Genomic DNA, 23,308 nt, shown 5'->3' on the forward strand with positions numbered 1-23,308 from the left:
CTAACCGGCCCTAAGCATGTAACCGGCGCCGCGAATCGTATGCAGGATGGGCTTGTCGAAGCCTTTTTCGATCTTGCCGCGCAGTCGCGAGACATGGACGTCGATGACGTTGGTCTGCGGATCGAAATGATAATCCCAGACATTTTCGAGCAGCATGGTGCGCGTCACCACCTGACCGGCATGGCGCATCAGATATTCAAGCAGGCGGAACTCGCGTGGCTGCAGCGTGATCTCGCGTCCGGCGCGCCTGACCGAATGCGAAAGCCGGTCAAGTTCGAGATCGCCGACGCGGTAGACGGTTTCGGCTTCCTTGGCGCTGGCCCGGCGGTTCAGCACCTCGACGCGGGCGAGCAGCTCGGAAAAGGCATAGGGCTTGGTCAGATAATCGTCGCCGCCGGCGCGTAGGCCGGTGACCCGATCGTCGACCTCGCCCAGCGCCGACAGGATCAGTACCGGCGTGGCGTTCCCCCTGGAGCGCAGGCCGGCGATGACCGAAAGGCCGTCGCGGCGCGGCATCATCCGGTCGATGACCATCACGTCGTAGTCGCCGGCATCGGCGAGCGCGAAGCCGGTCTCGCCGTCACCCGCGACATGCGCGGTGTGCCCGGCCTCGGTAAAGGCTTTCTGCAGATAATCCGCAGCCTCGCGATCGTCTTCTATGACGAGAATCTTCATAGGACCGTTATACGCGATTTCGCTGGAAGATTGAGTAGCCGGCATCTGCATTTTAGCCTTCGCCAAAGCGCATCGCGATCAAGATGATCCAGGCCGCGCGCGATAAAGTCTTGGTTCTCTGGTGTTACTGTCCCAGCATGCTGCCGGCATGCCGTTGCCACCAAAGCGCTCCGCTTGTTCGCTCAGCCTGAGCGCATGGCCCGCGGGGTGAGTGCGGCAGCGGGCGATGGGAAGCCCGCTGCCGCCGGAGGGGAGCACGATGACTGACTAACGTGCTCGGCTCCATACTTCCCGTGCGGCGGCTCGGGGGTGTTTGAAACCGCCGCACTGGAAAAGTCGTTGTCAGCCCTTGGCGACGGGCAGCGCCACGAAGCGGTTGTTGTCGTCGCGGGTAATCTGCATCAGGACGGCCTTGCGCCCGGATTTCACCGCTTCGTCCATGGCCTTGGTGACGTCGTCGGTGCCGTTGACTTCCATCGAATTGACCGCGGTGATGATGTCGCCCGGCTGGATGCCACGGTCGGCGGCATCGCTGTCGGGATCGACATCGGTCACCACCAAACCCTTGCCGTTCTCGGATTTGGTGACGGTCAGACCGAGATCGGCGAGCGTATCGGCCTTAGCCGGAGCCGCAGGCTTGTCGTCGGCCGAGGCCTGCTTGTCGCTTGAAGGCAGCTTGCCGAGTTCCACCTTGACGCTCTGGCTCTTGCCGTCGCGCCAGACCGTGACGTCAACCGACTTGCCCGGCGAATAGGCGCCAATCAGGCGGGCGAGCTCCTTCGGCGAAGCAACATCCTTGCCGTCGACCTGGGTGATCACGTCACCGGCGGTGATGCCGCTCTTCTTGCCGGGGCCGTCGTCCTGTGCGCTGGATACCAGTGCGCCGTTGTTGGACTTCAGGCCGAGCGATTCGGCGATGTCTGATGTGACCGGCTGGATCTCGACGCCGAGCCAGCCGCGCTGCACGGCACCGCTCTTCATCAGATCCTCGACGACCTGCTTGGCGGTCGAGGCAGGAATGTCGAAGGCGATGCCGACGCTGCCGCCGGAAGGCGAGAAGATAGCGGTGTTGATGCCGACCACCTGACCGCTGAGGTTGAAGGTCGGGCCGCCAGAATTGCCGCGGTTGACGGACGCGTCGATCTGGATGAAATCGTCATAGGGACCGGCGCCGATGTCACGGCCGCGCGCCGAGACGATGCCGGCGGTGACGGTGCCGCCGAGACCGAACGGGTTACCGACGGCCACGACCCAATCGCCGACCCGAACCTTGGAGTCATCGGCGAAGTCGACATAGGTAAATTTGCCGCCACCCTCGACCTTGAGCACCGCGAGGTCGGTGCGCGGGTCGGTACCGACCAGCTTGGCGTCGAGTTCCTTGCCGTCATTGGTCACCACGGTGAAAGCGGTGCCCTCTTCGACGACATGGTTGTTGGTGACGAGATAGCCATCCTCGGAAATGAAGAAGCCCGACCCTTGAGCCACCGGGCGCGGCTCGCCATTGCCGCGGTCACGATGCCCGAACCGGCGGTGGCCATCGTCGTTCTGGCCGCCCTGATCGCCAAAGCCGCGGAATTCCTTGAAGAAGCGGCGCAGCTGCGGATTGTTGGGCAAATTGTCGAAACCGTCCTGGTCGTCGGAGCCGTCATCGGCGGTGGGCTGGACCTTGGCCTTGACCTTGACGCTGACCACGGCGGGCGAAACGCGCTCGACGACATCGGCGAAGCTGGGGACCTGCGGCGCCTCGACGCGCACGGCATCGGCCAGAACGGGGCTGGTTCCGCTGGTCAATGCACCAACGCCGATCGCGCCGGCAACGGCGACGGAAGCGACGGCAGCCAGGAGACGCTTGCGGGTGCGGGAATATGAATTGGGAGCAATATTCATGGGGTCTCGTATCCTCTTTTCGAAGGGACGCGCCTTGTCGGCATCCTGAGGAAGAGAATTAGAGCGGCGTACATTACGACGCCATTTCCGACGCATGAAACTTTGGTAATGTTGGCGAACGATCGCCGCCTGCACTCAATCGCGGCGCAGGATCGCCTCCAGTGCCGCCCGCTCATCGGCGGAGAGGGATTTTGTCGCCAGTGTCCGGCGCGATCTCGCGCTGAGCACGACGAACAGGCCACCGGCCAAAAGCAGGATCACCGGCGTGCCCCAAAGCAGAGCGTTGCGCAGGTCGAAGCGCGGCTTCAGCAGCACGAACTCGCCGTAGCGCGAAACCACATAGTCCATCACCTGCTTGTCGGTATCGCCAGCGACCAGGCGCTGGCGCACCAGAACGCGCAGGTCACGGGCAAGGTCGGCATCGGATTCGTCGATCGACTGGTTCTGGCAGACCATGCAGCGCAGCCCTTCCGACAGCGCTCGCGCCCTCGCTTCCAGCGTCGGATCGGCAAGCATCTCGTCGGGCTTCACCGCCAGCGCCGTGCCGGCAAAGGACAGCGCCAGCACCATCACGAGCGACGCGATGGACAACTTCGCCTTCATGGCAGGCCCGCGGGGCTCATGGCGCCGGCCTGCTTGCGGCGGCGCGAGGGTGCGCCGACGCGCAGGCGCCTGTCCATCAGCGACATGGCCGCACCAACCATCATGACCAGGCCGCCGCCCCAGATCAGCGTCACCAGCGGTTTCCACCACAGGCGCACCACGACCGATCCGTCATTGCCCTCGTCGCCGAGCGAAATGTAAAGCTGCGAAAGGCCCATCGTCCTGATGCCTGATTCCGTCGTCGTCGTCTGGCGTACCGGATAGAAGCGCTTGGCCGAGCTGATTTCGCCAACCGGACTGCCGCCGACGCCGATCAGTTGGAAGCGACCGCGATCCTCGCTGTAATTCGGTCCCTGCGCCGGATGGAGCCCGACGAAACGCAGAGTGTGGCCGGACAATTCGACGGTTTGCCCGGCATGCATCGACAGGATCTTCTCGGTGCCGAAGCAAAGCGTGCCGACGATGCCAAGCGTGGTCAGGCCAAGACCGAGGTGGGCAAGCGCTGTGCCGAAGACCGAGCGCGGCAGGCCGAGCAGGCGCCTGACCATGACCCTCGCAGCCACATTGCCGAACCCCGCCTTGACAGCGAGGTCGGTGAGAGCGCCGAGGATCAGCCAGACGGCAAGACCCACGCCAAGGGCTGCGAATACCGAAGCGCCGTTGATGAACAGGGCGGTGACCAGCGTTGCCAGAAGCGCCGCCGCGAAAGCTGCCATCAGGCGCTGCGCGACGGCGAAGACGTCGCCGCGCTTCCAGGCCAGCAGCGGCCCGAACGGAACCATGGCCAGCAACGGCACCATGAGCGGTCCGAAGGTGAGGTCGAAGAACGGCGCGCCGACCGAAATCTTGTCGGCCGAAAGGGCCTCGACGGCCAACGGATAGAGCGTACCGACGAGTACGGTGGCGGTGGCCGTGGTCAGGAACAAATTATTCAGCACCAGCGCGCCTTCGCGCGAAACCGGATGAAAGAGGCCGCCGGCCGTCAGCCTCGAGGCACGCAGTGCAAACAGCGTCAATGATCCACCGATGAACAACGTCAGTATGCACAGGATGAAGATGCCGCGCGTCGGATCGGTGGCGAAGGCATGCACCGAGGTCAGGACGCCCGAACGCACCAGGAAGGTGCCGAGCAACGACAGTGAAAAGGTCAGGATGGCGAGCAGCAGCGTCCAGATCTTCAGTGCCGAACGCTTTTCCATGACGATGGCCGAATGGAGCAGCGCGGTGCCCGCCAGCCACGGCATGAAGGAGGCGTTCTCGACCGGATCCCAGAACCAGAAGCCGCCCCAGCCGAGCTCGTAATAAGCCCAGTACGAGCCCATGGCGATGCCGCCGGTCAGGAACATCCAGGCCACCAGGGTCCACGGCCGTACCCATCGCGCCCAGGACGCATCGATGCGTCCGTCGATGAGCGCGGCTACCGAGAACGAGAAACAGATCGAAAAGCCGACATAGCCGAGATAGAGCAGTGGCGGGTGCACTGCGAGGCCGAGATCCTGCAAAATGGGATTGAGATCGCGCCCTTCGATGGGCGCCGGCGAAAGCCTGGCGAAGGGATTGGACGTTGCCAGGATAAACAGGAAGAATGTCGCGCCGATCGCACCCTGCACGGCAAGCACGTTGGCGCGTAGCGTCGCCGGCAGGTTGGAGCCGAAGGCGGCGACCAGCGCACCGAAGAAGGTCAGGATCAACACCCAGAGCAGCATCGAGCCTTCGTGATTGCCCCAGGTTCCAGTGATCTTATAGATCATCGGCTGCAGCGAATGGGAATTTTCCCAGACGCTGGCGACCGAGAAATCGGAGCTCGCATAGGCGCTGACCAGTGCGGCGAAGGACAGCGCCGTCAGGGCAAAGCCGGTGATCGCGACGGGAGCGCCGACCGCCATCAGGCGCTGATTGTTGGTGCGGGCGCCAAACAGCGGCACCACCGTCTGCACCAGCGCCAGCGCGAAGGCCAGGACCAGCGCGAAATGTCCGGTCTCAACCATGATCGCCAACCCGGCTATATCGAGCCTGCCTATTCACTCTTGCTCTCCTGCCAAACGCCCTTGGCCTTCAGCCCATCGGCCACTTCCTTGGGCATGTAGCGCTCGTCGTGCTTGGCCAGAACGCTGTCGGCCACAAAGACGCCATCCGGGCCGAACGTGCCTTCGGTGATGACCCCCTGCTCCTCGCGAAATAGGTCAGGCAGGATGCCTGTATAGGTGACCTTGACCGATTTATGGGTGTCGGTCACAGAAAACGCCACTGTCGCCCCCTGCCCGCGCTGGATCGTGCCTTTTTCCACCAGGCCGCCCAGCCTGATGCGCTGGCCCGGCTGCACCGTCGCCGTGGCCAGATCGGCGGGCATGTAGAAATAGGACGCCTTCTGGCCGAGCGCATAGAATGTCAGGCCGGTGGCGGCGCCGAGGAAGGCCAGGCCGCCCGCGATCACCGACAATCGTTTCTGTTTGCGCGTCATTGTCCGGTCCAGCCCTATTGCGTCGCCGTCAGGCCGAGCGAAGCGGCAAAAGCGGTGAATTTCCTGGCTTCGTCACTGTCGGCTCCAAAGACGGCAATAGCTCGGCTCAACGCCTCGCGCGCCTGGTCGGCCTTGCCCAGCACGATGTATGAACGAACGAGCCGCATCCATCCTTCCGGGTCGCGCGGATTCTGCCGCAGCTTCTCGTCGAGCCCGGCGACCATGGTGTTGATCATGGCTTCCCTGTCCTGCGGCGACATCGATGAAGCGGCATCGATATCGCCCGCGGTCGGTCCGTTTGCCGGCTCGCTCGAAGCGACGCCTGCATTGTCGGCGCCGGAACTACCGGACTTGGCCAGCGCCTGCTCGATCGCGCCGCGCCATGGCGAATCCTTCGGCAGTGTGCCCAGCATCGCCTGCCAGGCCGCGGCCGCCTCCTTGCTGCGACCCTCCTGGGCCAAGGCCATGGCAAGGTAGAAGCTGGCCTTGGCATTGGCCGGGTCAAGCTTCAGGGCCGCTTCGAAAGCCTCCTGGGCATCCGCCGAAACGATGCCGCCGGCGGCGCTGGCAATCGCCTCGCCGAGACCGGCCCGGCGAACGGCGCTGTCGCCGTCGAGGCGAATGGCGTTGCGATAGGCGGCGACCGCGTCGGAAAAGCGCTGCATGCGCAGATAGACCGGCGCCAGCACGTCCCATCCCCTGCCGTCGGACGGATTGGCGGCAAGATGGGCTTCGGCGCGAGCCACAAGTTCGTCGACCGAGCTGTCGGCCGGATTCTTGGCCAGGCGCTCGCTGAGCGGCTGCGAGGGCAGATCGGGCGAGCCTATGTTGATGTAGAGGCCCCAACTGACCAGCGGCACCGCCAGCACGGCCGCGGTGGCGACAAGCCGCGTCGCGACGGATGTACGTCCGACGGATGCGCTGCCGGCCTGGTCCGCATTGTCGAGGCGAAGGATGCGCCGGGCGATCTCGGCGCGCGCCTCATCGGCTTCGGCAGGCTTGATCAGGCCACGGGCGGCATCGCGGTCGAGTTCGGACAGTTGGTCGCGATAAACTTCCAGATCGTGCTCGCCGCTCGAAGACGCGCTCCTGGCGCCACCGGCCAGCGGCAGCAGCACCGCCAGGCTGGCGCCCAGCGTTAGGATTGCGGCTATGACCCAGAACAGCATGGTTCTTCCAATAACGGCAGAGCCTTGCCCTGCCAACACAAGCATACTGCGACGCTTTGACGGCGGGCGCGCCGCATACCTTCATCGACATCAACCGGCCGGGTCCGAAATGGACCGGCTAGCCTGTCAGGTGAGCGGCGTCCAACTGCCATCGGCGTTGCGGCAAGCCGTTCCACGCGCCGTGACGCCTGCCCCGCCGGTAAAGACGGTCTGCGTGTACTGGCGGCAATCCTGCGAGCCGACGCGGTAGGGCTGAGCCGGAACCACTTCGCCATAGCGGGACGCCTGGGTGCCCTTCCACGTCACCTTCTGGCCGCTCGTGGTGTATTCGAGCGCCTTGTATTCAGCCTCCAGCGCGCTGCGCTTCTCGGCTTCGCTAAGGCCGCTGCCGACCGCCCCGCCGATGAGGCCGCCGCCCATCGCCGAAATGATCGTCGTGGCGACTTTGCCGCTGCTGGGTGGCGTGGAGGCCGGCGTCGCAGCGATGGTGGGAGCCTTGCCGCCCAAGGTGGTGCAGCCGGAAACGGCCATCAATGCGGAAACAAGCGCGACGCGAATCTTCATGCCAACAACCGGTTTTCTTGAGCTGGAGCCTGTCATGGATGAGCCGGGGGCCGCGTCATCGGAGAAGTCGGCGAGCCTATAATGTTGATATTTGTCGGAAATTTGGCCGTTGGGCCCGCTACGGAGCCAATCGGTGCGCCGCCATAACATGCCCAGCCCGTCAATGTCGATCGGCCGGGGAAAGGCATCACTGAAGGCTCCGCAATCGCACTACCGCCTTCAATCCGCCCATGCCGGACCGTTCGAGCAGCAGTATGCCTCCATACTCGTTGACGAGGTCGGCGACAATGGCCAAGCCGAGACCCGTGCCCGGCTTGGTCTCGTCCAGGCGTCGTCCGCGTTTCAACGCTTCGCGCGCTTTTTCCTCGGGTATGCCCGGTCCGTCGTCTTCGATGGCGATCTCGAACATGTTGTCGTCCTTGTCACCCACGGGAGCGACGGAAATCGAAACCGCGCTCTTCGCCCATTTCATCGCGTTTTCGAGCAGATTGCCGAGCAACTCCTCGAGGTCCTCGCGCTCGCCGGCAAAGACGATCTCGATCGGCGGCAGCGACAACGACAGGTTGGTCTGCGGATTGAGCTTCTGCAAGACCCTGACCATGCGCTGCACCAACGGCGCTATCGGCGTGCGATAGACGACGCTGTCGCGCTGCGCCGCGACGCGGGCGCGCTGGAGATAGTGATCGACCTGCTTCTGCATGGAAGCGGCCTGTTCGGCGATCAGTTGCCCCTTGGCGCCACCAAGCGCCCGCCCCTCGTTGAGCAGCACCGCCAGCGGTGTCTTCAGGGAATGGGCGAGATTGCCGACCTGAGTCCGCGAGCGCTCGACGATACGCCGGTTGTTCTCGATCAAGGCATTGGTTTCGTTGGCAAGCGGTTCAATCTCGGCAGGAAACTGGCCGTCAAGTCTTTGCGCGGTGCCTTCGCGCACCATGGCGAGCGCGTTCCTGACCCTTCGCAGCGGTTGCAGGCCGAGCAGGATGGCGATGGCGTTGATGGCGATCATGCCGACGCCGAACAGGGAAAGGTAGGTCAGGAGGCGGCGCTGGAAGGTGGCGATCTCCTGTTCCAGTTCGGTCTTGTTGCCCATGACGCGAAAGCGGGCGGCGCGGTTCTTGGCATCGAGAACGAATTCGCTCTCGAACACGACCAACTCCTCGCCATCGATGCCTTGCGCCGCGTAGCTGCGCTGGAAATTGGCGTTGAAGGGAACGTCCGCCACATCGGGCGACGGGATCGTCCTGGTCATCGACGATGAGTGGAGATTGCCGTGCACCCCTTCCGAGGCGGGTTCGACGGACCAGTACCAGCCCGAATTCGGTTCCGAGAAGCGGAGGTCGCCGAGATCCGGAGCGCCGGTGAGCGCGCCGGTGTCGGAAATGCCGATGGAGCCGATCAGGTTGAACAGATGCGCAGAAAGCAGGCTGTCGAAACCGCGCTCGCTGGCCTGGCGGTAGAGCGTGGTAATGAGGGTGAAAATGACGATGAGGGTCAGGATCGCCCAGACCGTGGAAAAGGCGATGACGCGGAACGTCAGCGAGCGCGGCCACAAGCGCAGCGAGAGCCGCTTGCTCACGGTTGGGTTGGTAGGGAGCGGTTCCGCCTTACGCCTCCGGCTCACGCATGCGATAACCCATGCCGCGCACGGTTTCGATCATGTCGATGCCCATTTTCTTACGGAGCCGTCCGACAAACACCTCGATCGTGTTGGAATCGCGGTCGAAATCCTGGTCGTAGAGATGCTCTACCAGTTCGGTCCGCGAGACGACCTCGCCCATGTGATGCATCAGGTAGGCAAGCAAGCGGAACTCATGCGATGTCAGCTTCAACGGCACGCCGGCGACGTCGGCCTTCGAGGCCTTGGTGTCGAGGCGCAGCGGCCCGCAGGTCAGTTCGGATGAGGCGTGGCCGGCGGCGCGGCGGATCAGCGCCCTGACCCGCGCCAGGACTTCCTCGATGTGGAACGGCTTGGTGACATAGTCGTCCGCGCCGGCGTCGATGCCGGAGACCTTGTCGCTCCAGCGGTCGCGGGCGGTCAGGATCAGCACCGGCATCTTGCGGCCGCCGCGCCGCCAGCGCTCGACCACGCTGATGCCGTCCATCTGCGGCAGGCCGATGTCGAGCACGACCGCGTCGTAGGGCTCGGTGTCACCGAGAAAATGGCCCTCCTCGCCGTCATATGCCCGGTCGACAACATAGCCGGCGTCGACCAGCGCATCCGATATCTGCCGGTTGAGATCCTTGTCATCCTCGACGACCAGTACGCGCATGCGAAGACCACTGCCTGTTGACCGATTGCTTCAGCTATAGGCCGATTCCGCCGGCCTGGGAAACGACGGGGTCAGTTCTGCGGGACGACGATCTCGGAGCGGCGCGGACGCTGCCCGTTCTTGCCCGGAACGAGCACGACGATGACGCAGACCGGCTGCCCGCCTCGCGTCGACTGCGAGGCCTTGGCAAGCGTCCCGCCATTCTGCTCGGCCACCTGCTGGCCGATCGCGTAGCAGTCGGCCGCCGCCACGACAATCGATTCATCCTGCGCGGCTGCCGGCGCAACGCTTGCCGGCACCGCAAGCAGCCCGGCGCAGAGCGCCAGGGTCGCGGTTCGGAAATGGGAGCGAAGCGTTCTCATGGCCAGCGTTGTAACGCATCGGCGCTGAACGTGAAATGAACGGTGATCGCCGCTGAAACCATGCTCGCCACCCCTGCAATGCGAGACAAACAAATTGAGATTTCACCGCCCAACCCGATGAAACCCATGAAGTTCCAGTCTAGACTCCGTTTCGTTCATATTGAAAGCGCGCGTCAGGCGTTTTCCTGGGTCAGCGCCCGAAAACGCAGCAGGCCGTGATGGACAAGCAGTTCCTCGTCATAGCGCGCCTCGCTGAATTCGAGCGACAGGCGTGTCTGGCCGCGAGCGCCGACCTCCAGCACCGCGTCGGCAAGGCGCGCCTCGATGGCATCCATGATGGCGCGCGTTTCGGCTTCGCCATGGGCCTTCGACCAGACATGCAGCGTAATAAGTTGATCGTCGCGGTTCTCGGCGCCAGTGTCCCAGTCAAAGGCGCAGGTCTGGCCGCATGTCACATAGGGAAAGGCGACGTTGTCGGTTGGTTGTTCGCGCAGTCCGGCGCCGCCCAGCAGAGCCGACAGGGACGGATCGCTTTTCAGCCTCAGGAACAGTGCCTGTTGCAAATCGCCGGGCGCCGTCATCGCTTCTCCCTCACCCGGTGCGCTATCGACCCTGCTTGCCAGAAGCTCTTCCGCACTCCAGACGCTTTGCCTTATATAGCCATTTACCGAACGAACACGATTGCCGATTCGTTGTCACGATGATGAATGTCGATGATCTCGAAAATACGACTTCCCGACAATCTCGTCAGCGACGATGAATAGCGGGTACCCTTTGCGAACCGCAAGCATCAGCAACGCCCGGCAGCGCCGCATTTCCTAGTTTCAGGAGCTGATCATGCTCGATCCAGAAAAGGCCAGGGCCGCGTCGCACCTCCTGGTAGGCCATTGGGACAAGGGCACCCGCCTCGACGCCATACCCGAGGAATTGCGGCCGAAGACGCGGGCCGAAGGCTACGCCATCCAGTCGCACGTCATGGATCGCTCAGTGGCTCCGCTCTTCGGCTGGAAGATCGCGGCAACCAGCCTGGCCGGCCAGCGGCATATCAACGTTGATGGCCCGATGGCCGGGCGCCTCCTCGCCGAGAAGGCGGTCGAGGTTGGAGGCTCCGTTTCCCTGGCGACAAGCAAGATGCGTGTCGCCGAGATCGAATTCGCGTTCCGGTTCGGCCGTCAGTTGCCGCCTCGCCCGGCGCCTTATGAAATCGGTGATGTAGTGGACGCCGTGGCGAGTTTGCATCCGGCGATCGAAATACCGGACTCCCGCTATGACGATTTCTGCGCTGTCGGCGCGCCGCAGCTCATCGCCGACAATGCCTGCGCCAATCTGTTCGTCATCGGCGAGGCGGCGGAAGACGATTGGCGTGACGTAGATTTCGCGAAGCACCCGGTGGCCGCTTCTGTCTCTGGAAAGTCGCAGCATATCGGATCAGGAGCAGCCGTGTTAGGCGATCCGCGTGTTGCGCTGACCTGGATCGTCAACGAACTGTCGGGGCTGGGCATAACGCTCCAGCCGGGGCAAGTGGTGATAACCGGCACCTGCGTGACGCCGATAAATGTCGAGGCCGGCGACGAAGTCATCGGCGATTTGGGCAGGTTCGGCCGGGTCTCGGTGCGCTTCTGCTAGCAGTTTTACCCCTGTGACAATCCCCTGAGGCAGACAGGCCCCCGGTCATTGTCCTCCACGCAGCCGCACCACAACGCTGCGCACTGCAAGCACCAGCACGGTGATGACGATCAGGATCACTGAAAGTGCCGCGATCGCCGGGTCGATATTGTCGCGCAGACCCATCCACATCAACCTGGGCAGCGTGATGGCGTTGACCGAGGTGATGAACAGCGTGACGCCGATTTCCTCCCAGGAGAGCACGAAGGACAGCAGTGCCGCGGTGACGATGCCGAATTTGATGTTGGGCATGATGATGCGCGTGGCGCGCTCCCAGACGCTGGCACCAAGGCCACGCGCGGCGAGGTCGATACGGCGGTCAAGCTGGCTGAGGGAGACCAGGATCAGCACCGTGGCGAAGGGCACCGTCATCACGGAATGCGCCATGGCCACACCCAGCCACGTGTCGTAGCCGAAAAAGGAACTGACGCCGGAGATCGAGGTGAGCAGGAAATAGAGCGTCACCGCCGAGACCACCGGCGGCACCACCATCGGCAACAGCACGAAGCCGACCAGAGCCGCGGTGAAGCGCGGCTTGAACATCCACACGCCAAGGCTGAAGCACAGTGCCAGCACCGTCGAGATGACACTGCTGACGATGCCGATCCTGATCGAGAGCAGGATGGACTGGAGCCAGCGCGGATCCTCGACCAGCGAGCGGTAGTGGCGCAGCGACAACTCGCCCGTCGGCATCGCCAGCATGCGGCTGGGCGTCAGTGAGACCGGGATCACGGCCAGCAGCGGCAGGAGCAGGAACAGCGCCACCAGGACGGCGAGGGCAAGCGAGACGGGACCGGGGCGATAGGTCGGCATAGGCTACACCAATTGCTTCGGTCTGACGTAGCGGAAAAGCAGCGCCATCAGGATGCCGACGAACAGCACCAGCACCACGCTGATCGCGGCACCCAGCCCCCAGTCCGGGCTCTGGAAGATGCGGAGATAGATCAATTCGGCGATCATGACGCTGCGGCCACCGCCAAGGATCGCCGGCGTGACGAAGAAGCCGAGCGAGAAGACGAAGACGATCAGCGCGGAGCCGATGATGCCGGAGCGCGTCATCGGCACGAACACCGTCCAGAAGGTGCGCATGCGGCTGGAACCCAACCCGCGCGCGGCGAGCAGCACGCGCTCGTCGAGGCTGCGCATGGAAGACGCCAGCGGAAAGACGGCGAAAGGAATGAGGAAATGCGTCATGCCGACGATGACGCCGAATTCGTTGCGCACCAGCGTCAGCGGTTCGCCAACGAAGCCGATCGACTGCAGCCAGGTGTTGATCAGGCCGCGGTTGGAGAGAAGCGCCACCCAGCCGAAGGCGCGCGTCAGCACCGATATCCAGAACGGCACCAGGATGCAGAATTCGGCCAGCACCCGCTGCGCCGGGCTGCCGCGCACCCAGACCACGGTGATGGCGTAGGCAGCGGCAACCGATACAACGGTGACGATCGCCGCGATGCGCAGCGTGCGGACGAACACCGACTGTACCAGCGGGTCGGTTATCAGCGCGCCGTACTGGCCAAGTCCCGGCGTCGGCAGCGTGAAGCTCCACTTCACCACGCCGAGGAACGGCCAGGCATAGGCGAGGCCAAGGAACAGGAGCAGCGGCGCCATCAGCAGCGCCGCGCCCATCCTATCCGAGAGAACGCCTCTCATGTCAGCCCAGCGCCGGTCAGGCGGAGATGATCTTGGTATATTCGTCCAGCGCCGCCCCGTAATTCTTGGCGTACCAGTCCATGTCGAGCGGGATCTGCTTCTTCATGTTCTCGGGATCGACCGGGTTGATGCGCTTCTTGTCGGCGGGAACCAGAGCGTCGGCAGCCGGGTTGGCCGGGCCCTGACCGAGCTTGTCGAACATGACAAGCTGCTTTGCAGGGTCCTGCGCGCTGGCGATGAACTTCATCGCCGCGTCCTTGCCGCCGGGGTTGTTCTTTAACACGGCCAGTGCGCCGGGCGAAATCAGGCCCTGGTCCCAGATGAACTTGATCTGACCGCCCGAATCCTGCTCGATCAGCGAGGCTCGCGTCGACCAGACGATCGCCATCGAGGCTTCGCCGTTGAGCAACACGCTCTGGCTTTCCGCGCCGCCGCCCCAATAGGCGACGACGTTCTCCTTGAACGCGGCGATCTTGTCATGCGCGCGCTTGAGGTCGAGCGGATAGAGCGACGCCGGCGCGATGCCGTCGGCGAGAAGAGCCGCCTCCCAGCTCGACACGCCCCATTTGTAGAGGGAGCGCTTGCCGGGGAATTTCTTCACGTCGAAGAAATCGGCCATGCCGGTCGGGGCATTGCTGCCGTATTTCTGCGAATCGTAGGCGATCACATAGGAGAAGAAATAGGTCGAGGCGGCGTAATCCCAGCCGAAACCCGGCCGCATCTTCTTCTTGTCGACTATTGTGTAGTCGATCGGCTCGAGCATGCCTTGCGCGCCAAGCGTGATGGCCGAGAACGGGTCGACGTCGACAAGATCCCAGGTCGGCGCACCGCTTTTAAATTGTGCCGCGATGGCCCCTTCGGTCGGGCCGGAGCCATCCATCTTGACGGTGATGCCGGTGTCCTTGGTGAAAGCCTGGCCATAGGCGGCGTCGTAAGCCGTGATGGCGTCGCCGCCCCAGTTGACCAGCACCAGTTCCTTCGCGGCGGCGAAGGACTTGGTCGAGCGCAGCAGCAGCGGCGTGCCGGCAAGCACGAGGCCTGCAAGTTGCGTGAATTGCCGGCGCGAGATCTCACCGCGCCTTGTCCTTTCGGAGAGCGTTTCGATGGCCTGTTTCTTGGTATCGTTCATGTTAGTTCCCCTTTGTTTTCGTTGATCGAATCCGAAATCCGGTGCGGCGAATTCAGGCCGCGCCGGTGCTCATTGCCCTCCGTCCGGAAGGAGGAAACCCTTTTCCGCCGGCCAGGTCAGCCAGACGGAATTGCCTTTGCTGAGTGCCGCGGCCGCGACCTCGTTCGGCACAGAGACGGTCACCTTCGCACCTTGGCGTGTCGTAAGGTCGAGTTTGGTCGCCGCGCCCAGATAGGTCGATCCGATCGCGGTGGCAGCTATGCCGTTCTCGCCTGCCGCCGCCTCGCGCGCTATCGACATATGTTCTGGCCGGATCGCCAGGATGGCATTGCCATCCACTGCTTCGGCGTTGCCGCGCAGCTTGATTGCCCGGTCTTCGCAGAGCGCGGTCGCGCCATGGTCGGCGACGCGCACGCCCTTCAGCGGCAGCATATTGATCTCGCCCAGGAACTCGGCGACGAAGCGGTTGGCGGGCCGGTCATAGACCTCGTCAGGCGCTCCGACCTGCAACAATTTGCCATGGTTGAAGATGGCGACACGCGAGGACAGCGCCAGCGCCTCGCTCTGGTCGTGGGTGACGAAGACGAAGGTGGTGCCGGTCTCCTGGTGCAGACGTTTCATCTCGGCCTGCATCTGGCCGCGCAGACTCTTGTCCAGCGCCGAGAACGGCTCGTCGAGCAAAAGCACGCCCGGCTCGAACACCAGCGCGCGGGCCAGCGCCACGCGTTGTTGCTGGCCGCCGGAAAGCTGCGCCGGCAGCTTCTTCTCGTGGCCGAGCAGACCGACGCGCTCTATCATCTCGCCGACGCTACGCTTGATCTCGGCGGCAGATTTCTTGCGAACCTTGAGGGGAAAGGCGATGTTTTGCTCGACGCTCATATGCGGGAAGAGCGCATAGCCCTGGAACACCATGCCGGCGGCGCGCTGCTCGGCCGGCCGGTCGGTAATATCGACGCCGTCGCTGAACAGGCGGCCCTCGCTGGGCTGCAGGAAGCCGGCCAGGATCATCAGGAAGGTGGTCTTGCCGGAGCCGGAGGGGCCGAGCAGCGTCAAAAACTCGCCGCGGCCGATATTGAGCGTCAGATTGTCCAGCGCACGGAACGAGCCGAAGCTCTTGCCGATCCCGTTCGCCTTGATCTCTGCGGCCCGGCCGGGTTGCTGCATCCTGCCTCTTCCTTGGTGGCTGGGGAAATCGTAGGCAGCGCGAAGGCTCACCGCAACCGAATAGTTTTCGCCTGATCGGCAAATTTGATTCATCTATGGCGAATGCCGGCGACGCTGGAGCCGCGAAATTCACCTCTCCTGGGGGAGATCAGTTGATCTCAATATGTCCGCAACCTGTTCTCCGATAGCTTCGACCTCAACCATCCCCCAAACGCCTCCAGCACAGGGTGACCCGCCTTGGCGTGCTCGGAAACCAGGAAATAGGAACGCGGCGACGGGATCGAGGTCTCGAACGGCTTGACCAGCCGGCCCTCACTCAGCGCCCGGCGGCTGGTCAGCTCGTCCCCCATGGCGATGCCCTGGCCGGCAATCGCCGCCGAGAAAACGAGGTTCATGTCGGAAAAGAAGATGCCGCCCTCGGTGTCGGGGTTCTCGACCTTGGCCAGCGCCAGCCAGCGCGCCCAGTCCTCCGTATCGCCAAGATGCAGCAGGTTGGCGCGCAGGACGTCGGCGGGCTTGGAAAAGCCGCCCACTTTGTTGAGTAGCGTCGGGCTGCAGAGCGGCGTGAACGAGATATCGCACAGCAGTTCCACCACGCGGTTCGGCCAGTTGCCGACGCCAAAGGCAATGAAGGCGTCGGCGTCCGGATTGCTGACGTCGTCGAGCCGCCGGGGCGTCAGTATGCTCAGCGCCACATCAGGATACATCTGCCGGAACTCGCCGATATGGGTGCACAAGAACAGCGAGGCGAAGCCTGGTGTGCATGAGACTGCGAAGGAGCCGCCGACCCCGGTGCCGGCGTTTTGCGCCACCGCGTCGCCGAGCACGGTCAGCGCTTTGCGCACGTCCGCGGCATAGCGCTGGCCGCGCGGTGTCAGCGCCACGCCCTTGCCGATGCGCTCCAGCAGATCGAATCCGAGGTCGCGTTCGAGCAAGCGCAATTGATGGCTGACCGCACTGCGGGTGAGGTGCAATTCGTCGGCGGCGCGCCAGACGCTGCCATGACGGGCGAAACTGTCGAGGGCGCGGAGCGCCTGCGTCGATGGAATTCTCAAGAGGTGAACCGAATTTGCACGAACCGGGAAAACATATCACTTTTTGGGAAGCCGCTTCACTGCTTTCTTTGGCGCATGGAAAAACCGGTGACGACATCGGCGCAAGAAACCGCTCTTGCCTGCCTCGACGGCATCCAGCCGCTGCTGTCGGCCTGGACGCGCACCATCTTCGACTTCGGCGAAACCGCCTGGCGCGAGTACCAATCAGCAGATTGGTATGTCGATCGGCTGAAGCGCGAGGGGTTTGCGGTCGAGGAAGGCTCCGCGGGCATGCCGACGGCCTTCTGCGCCCACTGGACCAATGGAGACGGTCCGACCATCGGCATGTATGCCGAATATGACGCCGTGCCCGGCAACTGCCAGGACGCTGCCACGGTGAAGCGGCCCCGCCCAGGGCTCGGCTCCGAAGCCGGCGGCCATACCGATCCGCACTCGGGCCTGGGCATGGCCAGCCTGGGCGGTCTGCTCGCCACAAAGGCCGCCATGCAGCGCCACGGCATTGCAGGCACGCTGCGCTTCACCGGCGAGCCGGCGGAGAAGGTGCGCGGCTCGAAACCGATCCATGCAGCCAAAGGCTATTATGACGGCCTTGCCGGCATGATCTCCTTCCATCCCTTCTACATGCTGCCGCTCTGCAACACTGCGCGCTGGGACACCCATTGCGGCGCTGCCTACGCGATGATCTATCGCTTCATCTGCGATGAGCCCGAGAATTGGGCACGCGCCGCCGGCGACGGCGCCCCGATCCCGCAGGCACATTCGGCGGTTCGCGCGCCCGGCGCCAACGACGCGCTGATGACGATGTACATAGCCTCCAAGGCGCTGCGCGATTCCATGCTGCCGCACCAGGGCGGCTGGTCGATCAGCGAGGCGATCCTGACGGCGGGCCAGGCCACCGCCGACAATCTGCCGGCAGGCCTTGCCGAGATCCAGTACATGATCCGTGTTCCGACCATCGCCATGGCCGAGCAGGTCACCGCCGTGCTCGACCGAAACGCCTCGGCCGCCGCCGCGATCAGCGGCTGCCGCTACGAACGGTACTGGGTTTCGAAGTCGCGGCCGGGGCTGGCCAATCATGCCATGGCCGGGATCGCCTATGAGGCGTTGGCGAGCGTCGGCCCGCCCCGCTGGGACGAGGCGGCGAAGAAGATCGCCCGCGAGATCCAGGTCAATGCCGGTGGGGTGGCGAGCGAAAACCCCTTCATCGACGAGCTGGAGCGGCTGATTGCACCACAGGAGGCAGAGGCGATCCTGCGCCGCGACCTGCCGCCGTCGCAGGTGAACTCGACCTCGGACGACTACACCGATATGAGCTGGCACGCGCCGACGGCGCGTTTCTATGTCGCCCGCCCTGCCCTGCGTTCGGCAAACGGTCATGTTTTTCCAGCTTGGGCGATGAACGCGCTGGGTGGCATCCCGGCGACCATCGACCCGATGGTCATCTGCGCGGCGAAGACCGTCGCGCTATCCGCCCTTCGCCTGCTGGAAGACAAGGCCGCGCGCGACATGGCGATGGACGAGTTCGTCACCCGAACCGGCGGCGGCATTGGCGGTTCGACCTGGATCGCCCCGCTCTGCGACTACGATCCGCCCATCAACTTCCGCTGGCCGGAATATGTCACCACGCCGCGCGGCCGCGACTGGTGGATACCAAGCAAGCAATGACCGCAAACGCCCATACGAGGAGAACCGCATGACCGTTCATGACCGCATCATCGCCGAGCCGTTTTCGCTGCAGCGCCGCAACCCGGCCGGCGGCACCAAGCCGCTGACATCATGGGGTTTCGCCAACGAGACCGACGTCTTGACCGACGTGCTGCTCGGCTCGCCCAATTTCCTGCGCCATCTCTCGACCAGCTCCCTGTCGCGCAAGCACCTGCGCGAGGCGCCCTGCAACATCCAGATCGCGCAGGCACAACACAAGGATCTGGTCGCGGCCTACGAGCATTTCGGCGTCAACATCCACTGGCACGAGCCGACGCCGGAGCTGCCGATGCAGGTCTACTCCCGCGATTCCAGCGTAATGACGCCGTACGGCGCCATCATCACCGCCATGGCCAATTGGTGGCGGCGCGGCGAGAATTACGCCGCCATCCGCACCTATGAAAAACTCGGCATCCCGATCTACGACATGGTCACCGCAGGCACCTTCGAGGGCGGCGATTTCAACGTCATCGAGGATGGCGTGGTGCTGATCGGCTGCGGCGGCGCCCGCACGCAGGAAGAAGGCGCCCGGCAGGTGCAGGCCTGGTTCGAAAAAGAGGGTTGGGAAACACGAATCGCCTTCATCGACGAGTACTATGTCCATATCGACCTGATGGTGGTGCCGATCGCGGAAAAGCTCACCGCCGTCTGCCTCGCCTGCACCGAGCCGGGGATCGTCGACTGGCTGAGGGGCAAAGGGCACGAGATCATCGACGTGCCGTTCCAGGACACGATGGCGCTCGGCTGCAACTTCATGTCGCTGGGCAAGGACAGGGTGATCGCGCCGACATCCAGCCAGTCGCTGATCGGTCAACTCAAGGCGCGCGGCTTCGAAGTGGCGGCCGTCGACATGAGCGAGATCTCCAAGACCGGCGGCGGCATCCACTGCATGGCGCAGGCGTTGAAGCGCGAGGCGGCCTGAGCCCGGAACGGCAACCCCATCTTCGCCCGCCTGATCAGCGTCAGGCGGGTGAATGGCGGTTTGTACCGCCCCCATCAACAAACCCTGCAGGTGTGTCCTCGCCACCCTTGTGGGCGTCCGCAAATGGATGAATAGTCAGGGCGGCGTCGCCCTGAAACTGCCCGCTTGGTTTTCAGGCCGCGCCATAGCCGTCCGGGTTTTTGAATGGTCAGTCCTGAACCACGCAAGAGAAGAGGTGCGATCGCCGCCCGGCTGCTGGCGCTCGACGCATGGATCGATTCTTCTCTCTACGAGATCGGGTTCAAGGCGCGCCAGTTCTGGGAGGGCGCGACGATTTTCTCCCGGCGTTTCCGCGTCAACGGCTGGCGCCGTGGCATCGTCGAGCTTTTGAGCGAAGGTTTCACGCTTGGCGCCGGCGGCATCGTCGTCATGCTGGCGCTGGCTATTCCCGCCTTCCAGGACACGGCCGGCGACTGGCGCGCCCAGGGCGACTTCGCCGTTACCTTCCTCGACCGTTATGGCGACGAGATCGGCCAGCGCGGCATCATCCAGCGCGATTCCGTGCCGGTCGACGAAATGCCGGACCACGTCATCAAGGCGGTGCTTGCCACCGAGGACCGGCGCTTCTTCGACCATTACGGCATCGACGTTCTCGGCCTGTCGCGCGCAATCTTCGAAAATGTGCGGGCAAACTCGGTCGTCCAGGGCGGCTCCAGCATCACGCAGCAGCTGGCCAAGAACCTGTTCCTGACCAATGAGCGCACCTTCGAGCGCAAGATCAAGGAAGCCTTCCTGTCGCTGTGGCTCGAAGCCAATCTGTCGAAGAAGGAAATCTTGCAGCTCTATCTCGACCGCGCCTATATGGGCGGCGGCACGTTCGGCATCGAGGCGGCGGCGGACTTCTATTTCGGCAAGAGCGTCAAGGACCTCAATCTCGCCGAGGCGGCGATGCTTGCAGGCCTGTTCAAGGCGCCGACCAAATACGCGCCGCACATCAACCTGCCGGCGGCGCGCGCGCGCGCCAATGTGGTGCTGTCCAATCTCGTCGATTCCGGCTTCATGACCGAGGGCCAGGTGCTGCAGGCAAGGCTGCATCCGGCCGATGTCGTCGACCGCGGCGAACAGAAGAGCCCCGATTATTTCCTCGACTGGGCCTTCGACGAGGTCAAGAAGATCGCCAAGCCCGGGCAGCACTCGCTGGTGGCGCACACCACCTTCGACGCCAACATCCAGAAGGCGGCAGAAGAGTCGGTGGAGTTCCACCTGCGCCAGTTCGGCAAGGAGTACAACGTCACCGAAGGCGCCGTGGTGGTCATCGAGACCAACGGCGCGGTGCGCGCGATCGTCGGCGGCCGCGACTATGGCGCCAGCCAGTTCAACCGCGCCACCAAGGCACTGCGCCAGACCGGCTCCTCCTTTAAGCCCTACGTCTATGCAACGGCGATGGAGCACGGCTTTACGCCGAATTCGATCGTATCAGGCGGGCCGATCAGCTGGGGCAACTGGTCGCCGCACAATTACGGTGGCGAGTCGGCGGGCAAGGTCCCGCTGATCGTGGCCATGGCCAAGTCGATCAACACGGTGCCCGTGCGGCTTGCCAAGGACTATCTCGGCATCGGGCCGATCAAGGCGATGGCGGAATCATTCGGCGTGGAATCGCCGCTCGAAGCGCACAAGACCATGGTGCTCGGCACCTCGGGCATGACCGTGATGGACCAGGCGACGGGCTACAGCGTGTTCGCGCAGAACGGCTTCGTCGGCTCCAGGCATGGCATCACGCAGCTCGTCACCCGCACCGGCGAGGTGGTCTACGATTTCGCCAAGGATGCGCCGCCGCCGCACCGCGTGCTGTCCGAGCAGGCGCTGAAATCGATGAACACCATGCTTGTCGCGGTACCGGCGATGGGTACCGCCAGGCGCGCGCAGATCCCCAACATCGTCGTCGCCGGCAAGACCGGCACGACGCAATCCTACCGCGATGCCTGGTTCGTCGGCTTCACCGGCAACTACACGGCGGCCGTCTGGCTGGGCAATGACGATTTCACCCCGACCAAGAACATGACAGGCGGCTCGCTGCCGGCGATGGTGTGGCAGCGGCTCATGGTCTATGCGCATCAGAACATCGACCTCAAGCCTATCCCCGGCATCGACAAGCCCTTCGTCGACGAGGAGATCGCGGCCAAGGCCGCGGAAGCGCAGAAGAAGAGCGAGGAACAGGCAGCGGCCGATGCCGCCGCCGAACGGCCGCCGGTGCTGTCCAGCCGGACGACACAGACGCTCAGGGACATGACCCACCTGTTCGAAACGGCGCGCAGGCTCGGTGCATCGGCTCCGCCCGAAACGCTGTCGGCGCTGTGATCGCGGCGCCTCTTCCCTTCTGCCTTCGGGAAGATGGAAAAGCCACACCTTGCGAATCCGCGTCCTGCGGCTTGCCACACGACCCCGCGCCGCGATATCCCCGAGCGGCAATTCTTCATGCGCCCGGCCTTTCATGCTCAAGAACGCCTTCCTGACGCTGCTTTCGCTTGCCATAGCCATCGGCGGCGGCGGCGCCAGCGTCTGGTATGCGCTGAAAATGCAGGACGGCGTCGGGGCGATCAGGATCGGCCAGTGGACCGCCTTTCCCGATATCGGCACACCCGCAGCCGACCCCTATTCCAAGGCCCGCGTGGCGCGCGAGGGCGTGCTCGCGCTCGGCCGCGCCGAAGGGCTGTCCTTTGTCGCCGAGGACGACGCAGCTGGCGGAGAACTCAGGCGCGAATGTACCTACACGATCGAAGGCGGATTTCCGACCGCCCGATTCTGGACCCTCTATGCCGCCGACCAATCGCTCGGCGTGGTCGAGACCGGCAAATCGCGGGTTGCCGCGCTTCAATCCTATGGCGTGCTGCGCCAATCCGACAATTCGGTGCTCATTTCCGTCGGCCATCACCCGATGCCCGGCAATTGGCTGCTGACCGACGGTTCCGGCAGGATGTATTTCGTTTTGACATTCTACGACACGCCGATCGCCAGCAGCACCGGCCTGTCGGATGTGTCGCTGCCCAAGATCACCAAGGTCAGCTGCGATGCGTAGTGTCTATGCCGCGACGCGCAGACTTCTACATGCCGTCCTGCTCGGCCTCGTCGGCGCCGGCATCGTGCATATCGTCGTGCTGCTTCTGGTGCCTGAATTCTCGGAACGCGATGCCTGGTCACGGCTGTCGATGGCGTCGGATCTCTACCGGATGACCCGGCTCGATGCCGAGGCGGGCGGCGCGCCGGTGGTGAAATCGGTCGACCCGCTGTTTTATGCGACGGCTTGCCGGTTCGACCTCGATGAGGGAATGGTGAGGATCAGGGCGCCGGGCAATGTGCCCTTCTGGTCGGTGTCTGTCTATGACCGCAACGGCCACAACATCTATTCATTCAACGACCACACGGCGACCGGGGGCAAGCTGGATGCCGTGGTGCTGACGCCGGCGCAGATGATCGACATGCGCAGGGACCTTCCCGAAGAGCTTCAGGGAGCGATCTTCGTCGAAGCGCCGATCGACGAGGGCATATTCGTCATCCGCAGCTTCGTGCCGGACGACAGCTGGAAGTCGATCGTGTCGCGCTTTCTGGAGCAGAGTTCGTGCGAGCTGCAGGACTTTTAGACCGCGGCCCGGACAATCCGCATCAGAACAATCAAGGGCGGTGCCGCAGGGATGATTCCCGCCTCGGCCTCAAGAACGTTCAGTGGTGCGGCACTGGCGTGCGTGGCGTTCCCGGCTTGTCAGGGCCGGCAGGCCGCGCTTCCCCTGCGGTGGACCGCTCATAGCGGATACCGGGAAAGATGATCACCGCCGCCGGTATTTCGGTGGTTTGCTTTGCTCGATTGGTTGGTGCCGTTCTCGGCACGAAAGACAGTACCATGCCCATGGTTCGCGTATTCCTCTCGGTTGCCCCGGAGCACAACGCAACGCCTCCAAATATCATTAAGGCCGGCAGAGGGTTAACGGAGCGCTAACGGATCCCAGCTAAATTGATCTTTGTTCTTGGCAATC

At 63.9% G+C, this 23,308-nt stretch carries 22 protein-coding genes; 6 read left to right on the top strand and 16 right to left on the bottom strand.

From position 1 onward, the window contains the following. From FJ949_RS07600 to FJ949_RS07650, 11 genes are all read right to left on the bottom strand, one after another. Nucleotides 1-675 carry a response regulator transcription factor gene (locus tag FJ949_RS07600; RefSeq protein ID WP_181165141.1) on the bottom strand — a complete coding sequence of 225 codons (675 nt, stop codon included), beginning with the start codon at nt 673-675 and terminating at the stop codon, nt 1-3. A gap of 342 nt (nt 676-1,017) precedes the next feature. Continuing rightward, on the bottom strand, nt 1,018-2,562 hold the full coding sequence (locus FJ949_RS07605; protein WP_140494686.1) for a Do family serine endopeptidase: 1,545 nt from the start codon (nt 2,560-2,562) through the stop codon (nt 1,018-1,020). 135 nt (nt 2,563-2,697) lie between these two features. After that, nucleotides 2,698-3,165 carry a cytochrome c-type biogenesis protein gene (locus FJ949_RS07610; protein ID WP_140494688.1) on the bottom strand — a complete coding sequence of 156 codons (468 nt, stop codon included), beginning with the start codon at nt 3,163-3,165 and terminating at the stop codon, nt 2,698-2,700. Beyond that, nucleotides 3,162-5,153, bottom strand: a complete 1,992-nt coding sequence (locus FJ949_RS07615; RefSeq protein WP_140494690.1) for a heme lyase CcmF/NrfE family subunit — start codon at nt 5,151-5,153, stop codon at nt 3,162-3,164. The genes FJ949_RS07610 and FJ949_RS07615 overlap by 4 nt, the downstream gene beginning before the upstream one ends. Nucleotides 5,154-5,182: 29 nt before the next feature. Beyond that, nucleotides 5,183-5,626, bottom strand: a complete 444-nt coding sequence (gene ccmE / locus FJ949_RS07620; protein WP_140494692.1) for a cytochrome c maturation protein CcmE — start codon at nt 5,624-5,626, stop codon at nt 5,183-5,185. Between the two features lie 14 nt (nt 5,627-5,640). Next, on the bottom strand, nt 5,641-6,795 hold the full coding sequence (gene ccmI, locus FJ949_RS07625; protein ID WP_140494694.1) for a c-type cytochrome biogenesis protein CcmI: 1,155 nt from the start codon (nt 6,793-6,795) through the stop codon (nt 5,641-5,643). A gap of 126 nt (nt 6,796-6,921) precedes the next feature. Continuing rightward, nucleotides 6,922-7,359: a hypothetical protein gene (locus tag FJ949_RS07630; RefSeq protein WP_140494696.1), complete on the bottom strand. Its 438-nt coding sequence runs from the start codon at nt 7,357-7,359 to the stop codon at nt 6,922-6,924. A gap of 187 nt (nt 7,360-7,546) precedes the next feature. After that, nucleotides 7,547-8,935: an ATP-binding protein gene (locus FJ949_RS07635; RefSeq protein WP_281405599.1), complete on the bottom strand. Its 1,389-nt coding sequence runs from the start codon at nt 8,933-8,935 to the stop codon at nt 7,547-7,549. A gap of 28 nt (nt 8,936-8,963) precedes the next feature. Next, entirely contained in the window at nt 8,964-9,629 is a 666-nt protein-coding gene (locus FJ949_RS07640) for a response regulator transcription factor (RefSeq protein ID WP_140494700.1), read from the bottom strand. Nucleotides 9,630-9,700: 71 nt separating this feature from the next. Continuing rightward, a complete protein-coding gene (locus tag FJ949_RS07645; protein WP_140494702.1) occupies nt 9,701-9,991 on the bottom strand; it encodes a hypothetical protein in 291 nt (96 codons plus the stop codon). A 173-nt stretch (nt 9,992-10,164) separates the two neighbouring features. Next, nucleotides 10,165-10,572 (bottom strand): DUF3168 domain-containing protein, encoded by a 408-nt coding sequence (locus tag FJ949_RS07650; protein WP_140494704.1) that lies wholly within the window; start codon nt 10,570-10,572, stop codon nt 10,165-10,167. A 256-nt stretch (nt 10,573-10,828) separates the two neighbouring features. On the opposite strand from FJ949_RS07650, the gene FJ949_RS07655 reads away from it, so the two are divergent. After that, nucleotides 10,829-11,617, top strand: coding sequence for a fumarylacetoacetate hydrolase family protein (locus FJ949_RS07655; protein WP_140494706.1), 789 nt, complete (start codon nt 10,829-10,831; stop codon nt 11,615-11,617). 45 nt (nt 11,618-11,662) lie between these two features. Here the strand turns inward: FJ949_RS07655 and FJ949_RS07660 are convergent, their stop codons facing one another. The 5 genes from FJ949_RS07660 to FJ949_RS07680 form a co-directional block, all read right to left on the bottom strand. Further along, a complete protein-coding gene (locus FJ949_RS07660; protein WP_140494707.1) occupies nt 11,663-12,469 on the bottom strand; it encodes an ABC transporter permease in 807 nt (268 codons plus the stop codon). Nucleotides 12,470-12,472: 3 nt separating this feature from the next. After that, nucleotides 12,473-13,306: an ABC transporter permease gene (locus FJ949_RS07665; protein WP_140494709.1), complete on the bottom strand. Its 834-nt coding sequence runs from the start codon at nt 13,304-13,306 to the stop codon at nt 12,473-12,475. 16 nt (nt 13,307-13,322) lie between these two features. Then, a complete protein-coding gene (locus tag FJ949_RS07670; protein WP_140494711.1) occupies nt 13,323-14,435 on the bottom strand; it encodes an ABC transporter substrate-binding protein in 1,113 nt (370 codons plus the stop codon). A gap of 69 nt (nt 14,436-14,504) precedes the next feature. Beyond that, a complete protein-coding gene (locus FJ949_RS07675) occupies nt 14,505-15,599 on the bottom strand; it encodes an ABC transporter ATP-binding protein (protein WP_140494713.1) in 1,095 nt (364 codons plus the stop codon). A gap of 158 nt (nt 15,600-15,757) precedes the next feature. Further along, the gene (locus FJ949_RS07680; protein ID WP_140494716.1) at nt 15,758-16,654 is read right to left on the bottom strand and encodes a LysR substrate-binding domain-containing protein; all 897 of its coding nucleotides are present in this window, start codon (nt 16,652-16,654) and stop codon (nt 15,758-15,760) included. A gap of 75 nt (nt 16,655-16,729) precedes the next feature. Here FJ949_RS07680 and FJ949_RS07685 point away from each other — a divergent pair, with 75 nt between their 5' ends. The 5 genes from FJ949_RS07685 (at nt 16,730) to FJ949_RS07705 (ending at nt 22,918) form a co-directional block, all read left to right on the top strand. Next, a complete protein-coding gene (locus tag FJ949_RS07685) occupies nt 16,730-18,319 on the top strand; it encodes an amidohydrolase (RefSeq protein WP_140658003.1) in 1,590 nt (529 codons plus the stop codon). Nucleotides 18,320-18,347: 28 nt separating this feature from the next. Then, nucleotides 18,348-19,280 carry a dimethylarginine dimethylaminohydrolase family protein gene (locus FJ949_RS07690; RefSeq protein WP_140494721.1) on the top strand — a complete coding sequence of 311 codons (933 nt, stop codon included), beginning with the start codon at nt 18,348-18,350 and terminating at the stop codon, nt 19,278-19,280. Between the two features lie 204 nt (nt 19,281-19,484). Then, nucleotides 19,485-21,638, top strand: coding sequence for a penicillin-binding protein 1A (locus FJ949_RS07695; RefSeq protein WP_140494725.1), 2,154 nt, complete (start codon nt 19,485-19,487; stop codon nt 21,636-21,638). A 133-nt stretch (nt 21,639-21,771) separates the two neighbouring features. After that, nucleotides 21,772-22,356 (top strand): DUF1214 domain-containing protein, encoded by a 585-nt coding sequence (locus FJ949_RS07700; protein ID WP_140494728.1) that lies wholly within the window; start codon nt 21,772-21,774, stop codon nt 22,354-22,356. Further along, nucleotides 22,349-22,918: a DUF1254 domain-containing protein gene (locus FJ949_RS07705; protein ID WP_140494730.1), complete on the top strand. Its 570-nt coding sequence runs from the start codon at nt 22,349-22,351 to the stop codon at nt 22,916-22,918. The genes FJ949_RS07700 and FJ949_RS07705 overlap by 8 nt, the downstream gene beginning before the upstream one ends. Nucleotides 22,919-23,308: the final 390 nt, after the last annotated feature.

The organism is Mesorhizobium sp. B2-4-1 (assembly GCF_006442185.1).
Lineage (GTDB): Bacteria > Pseudomonadota > Alphaproteobacteria > Rhizobiales > Rhizobiaceae > Mesorhizobium.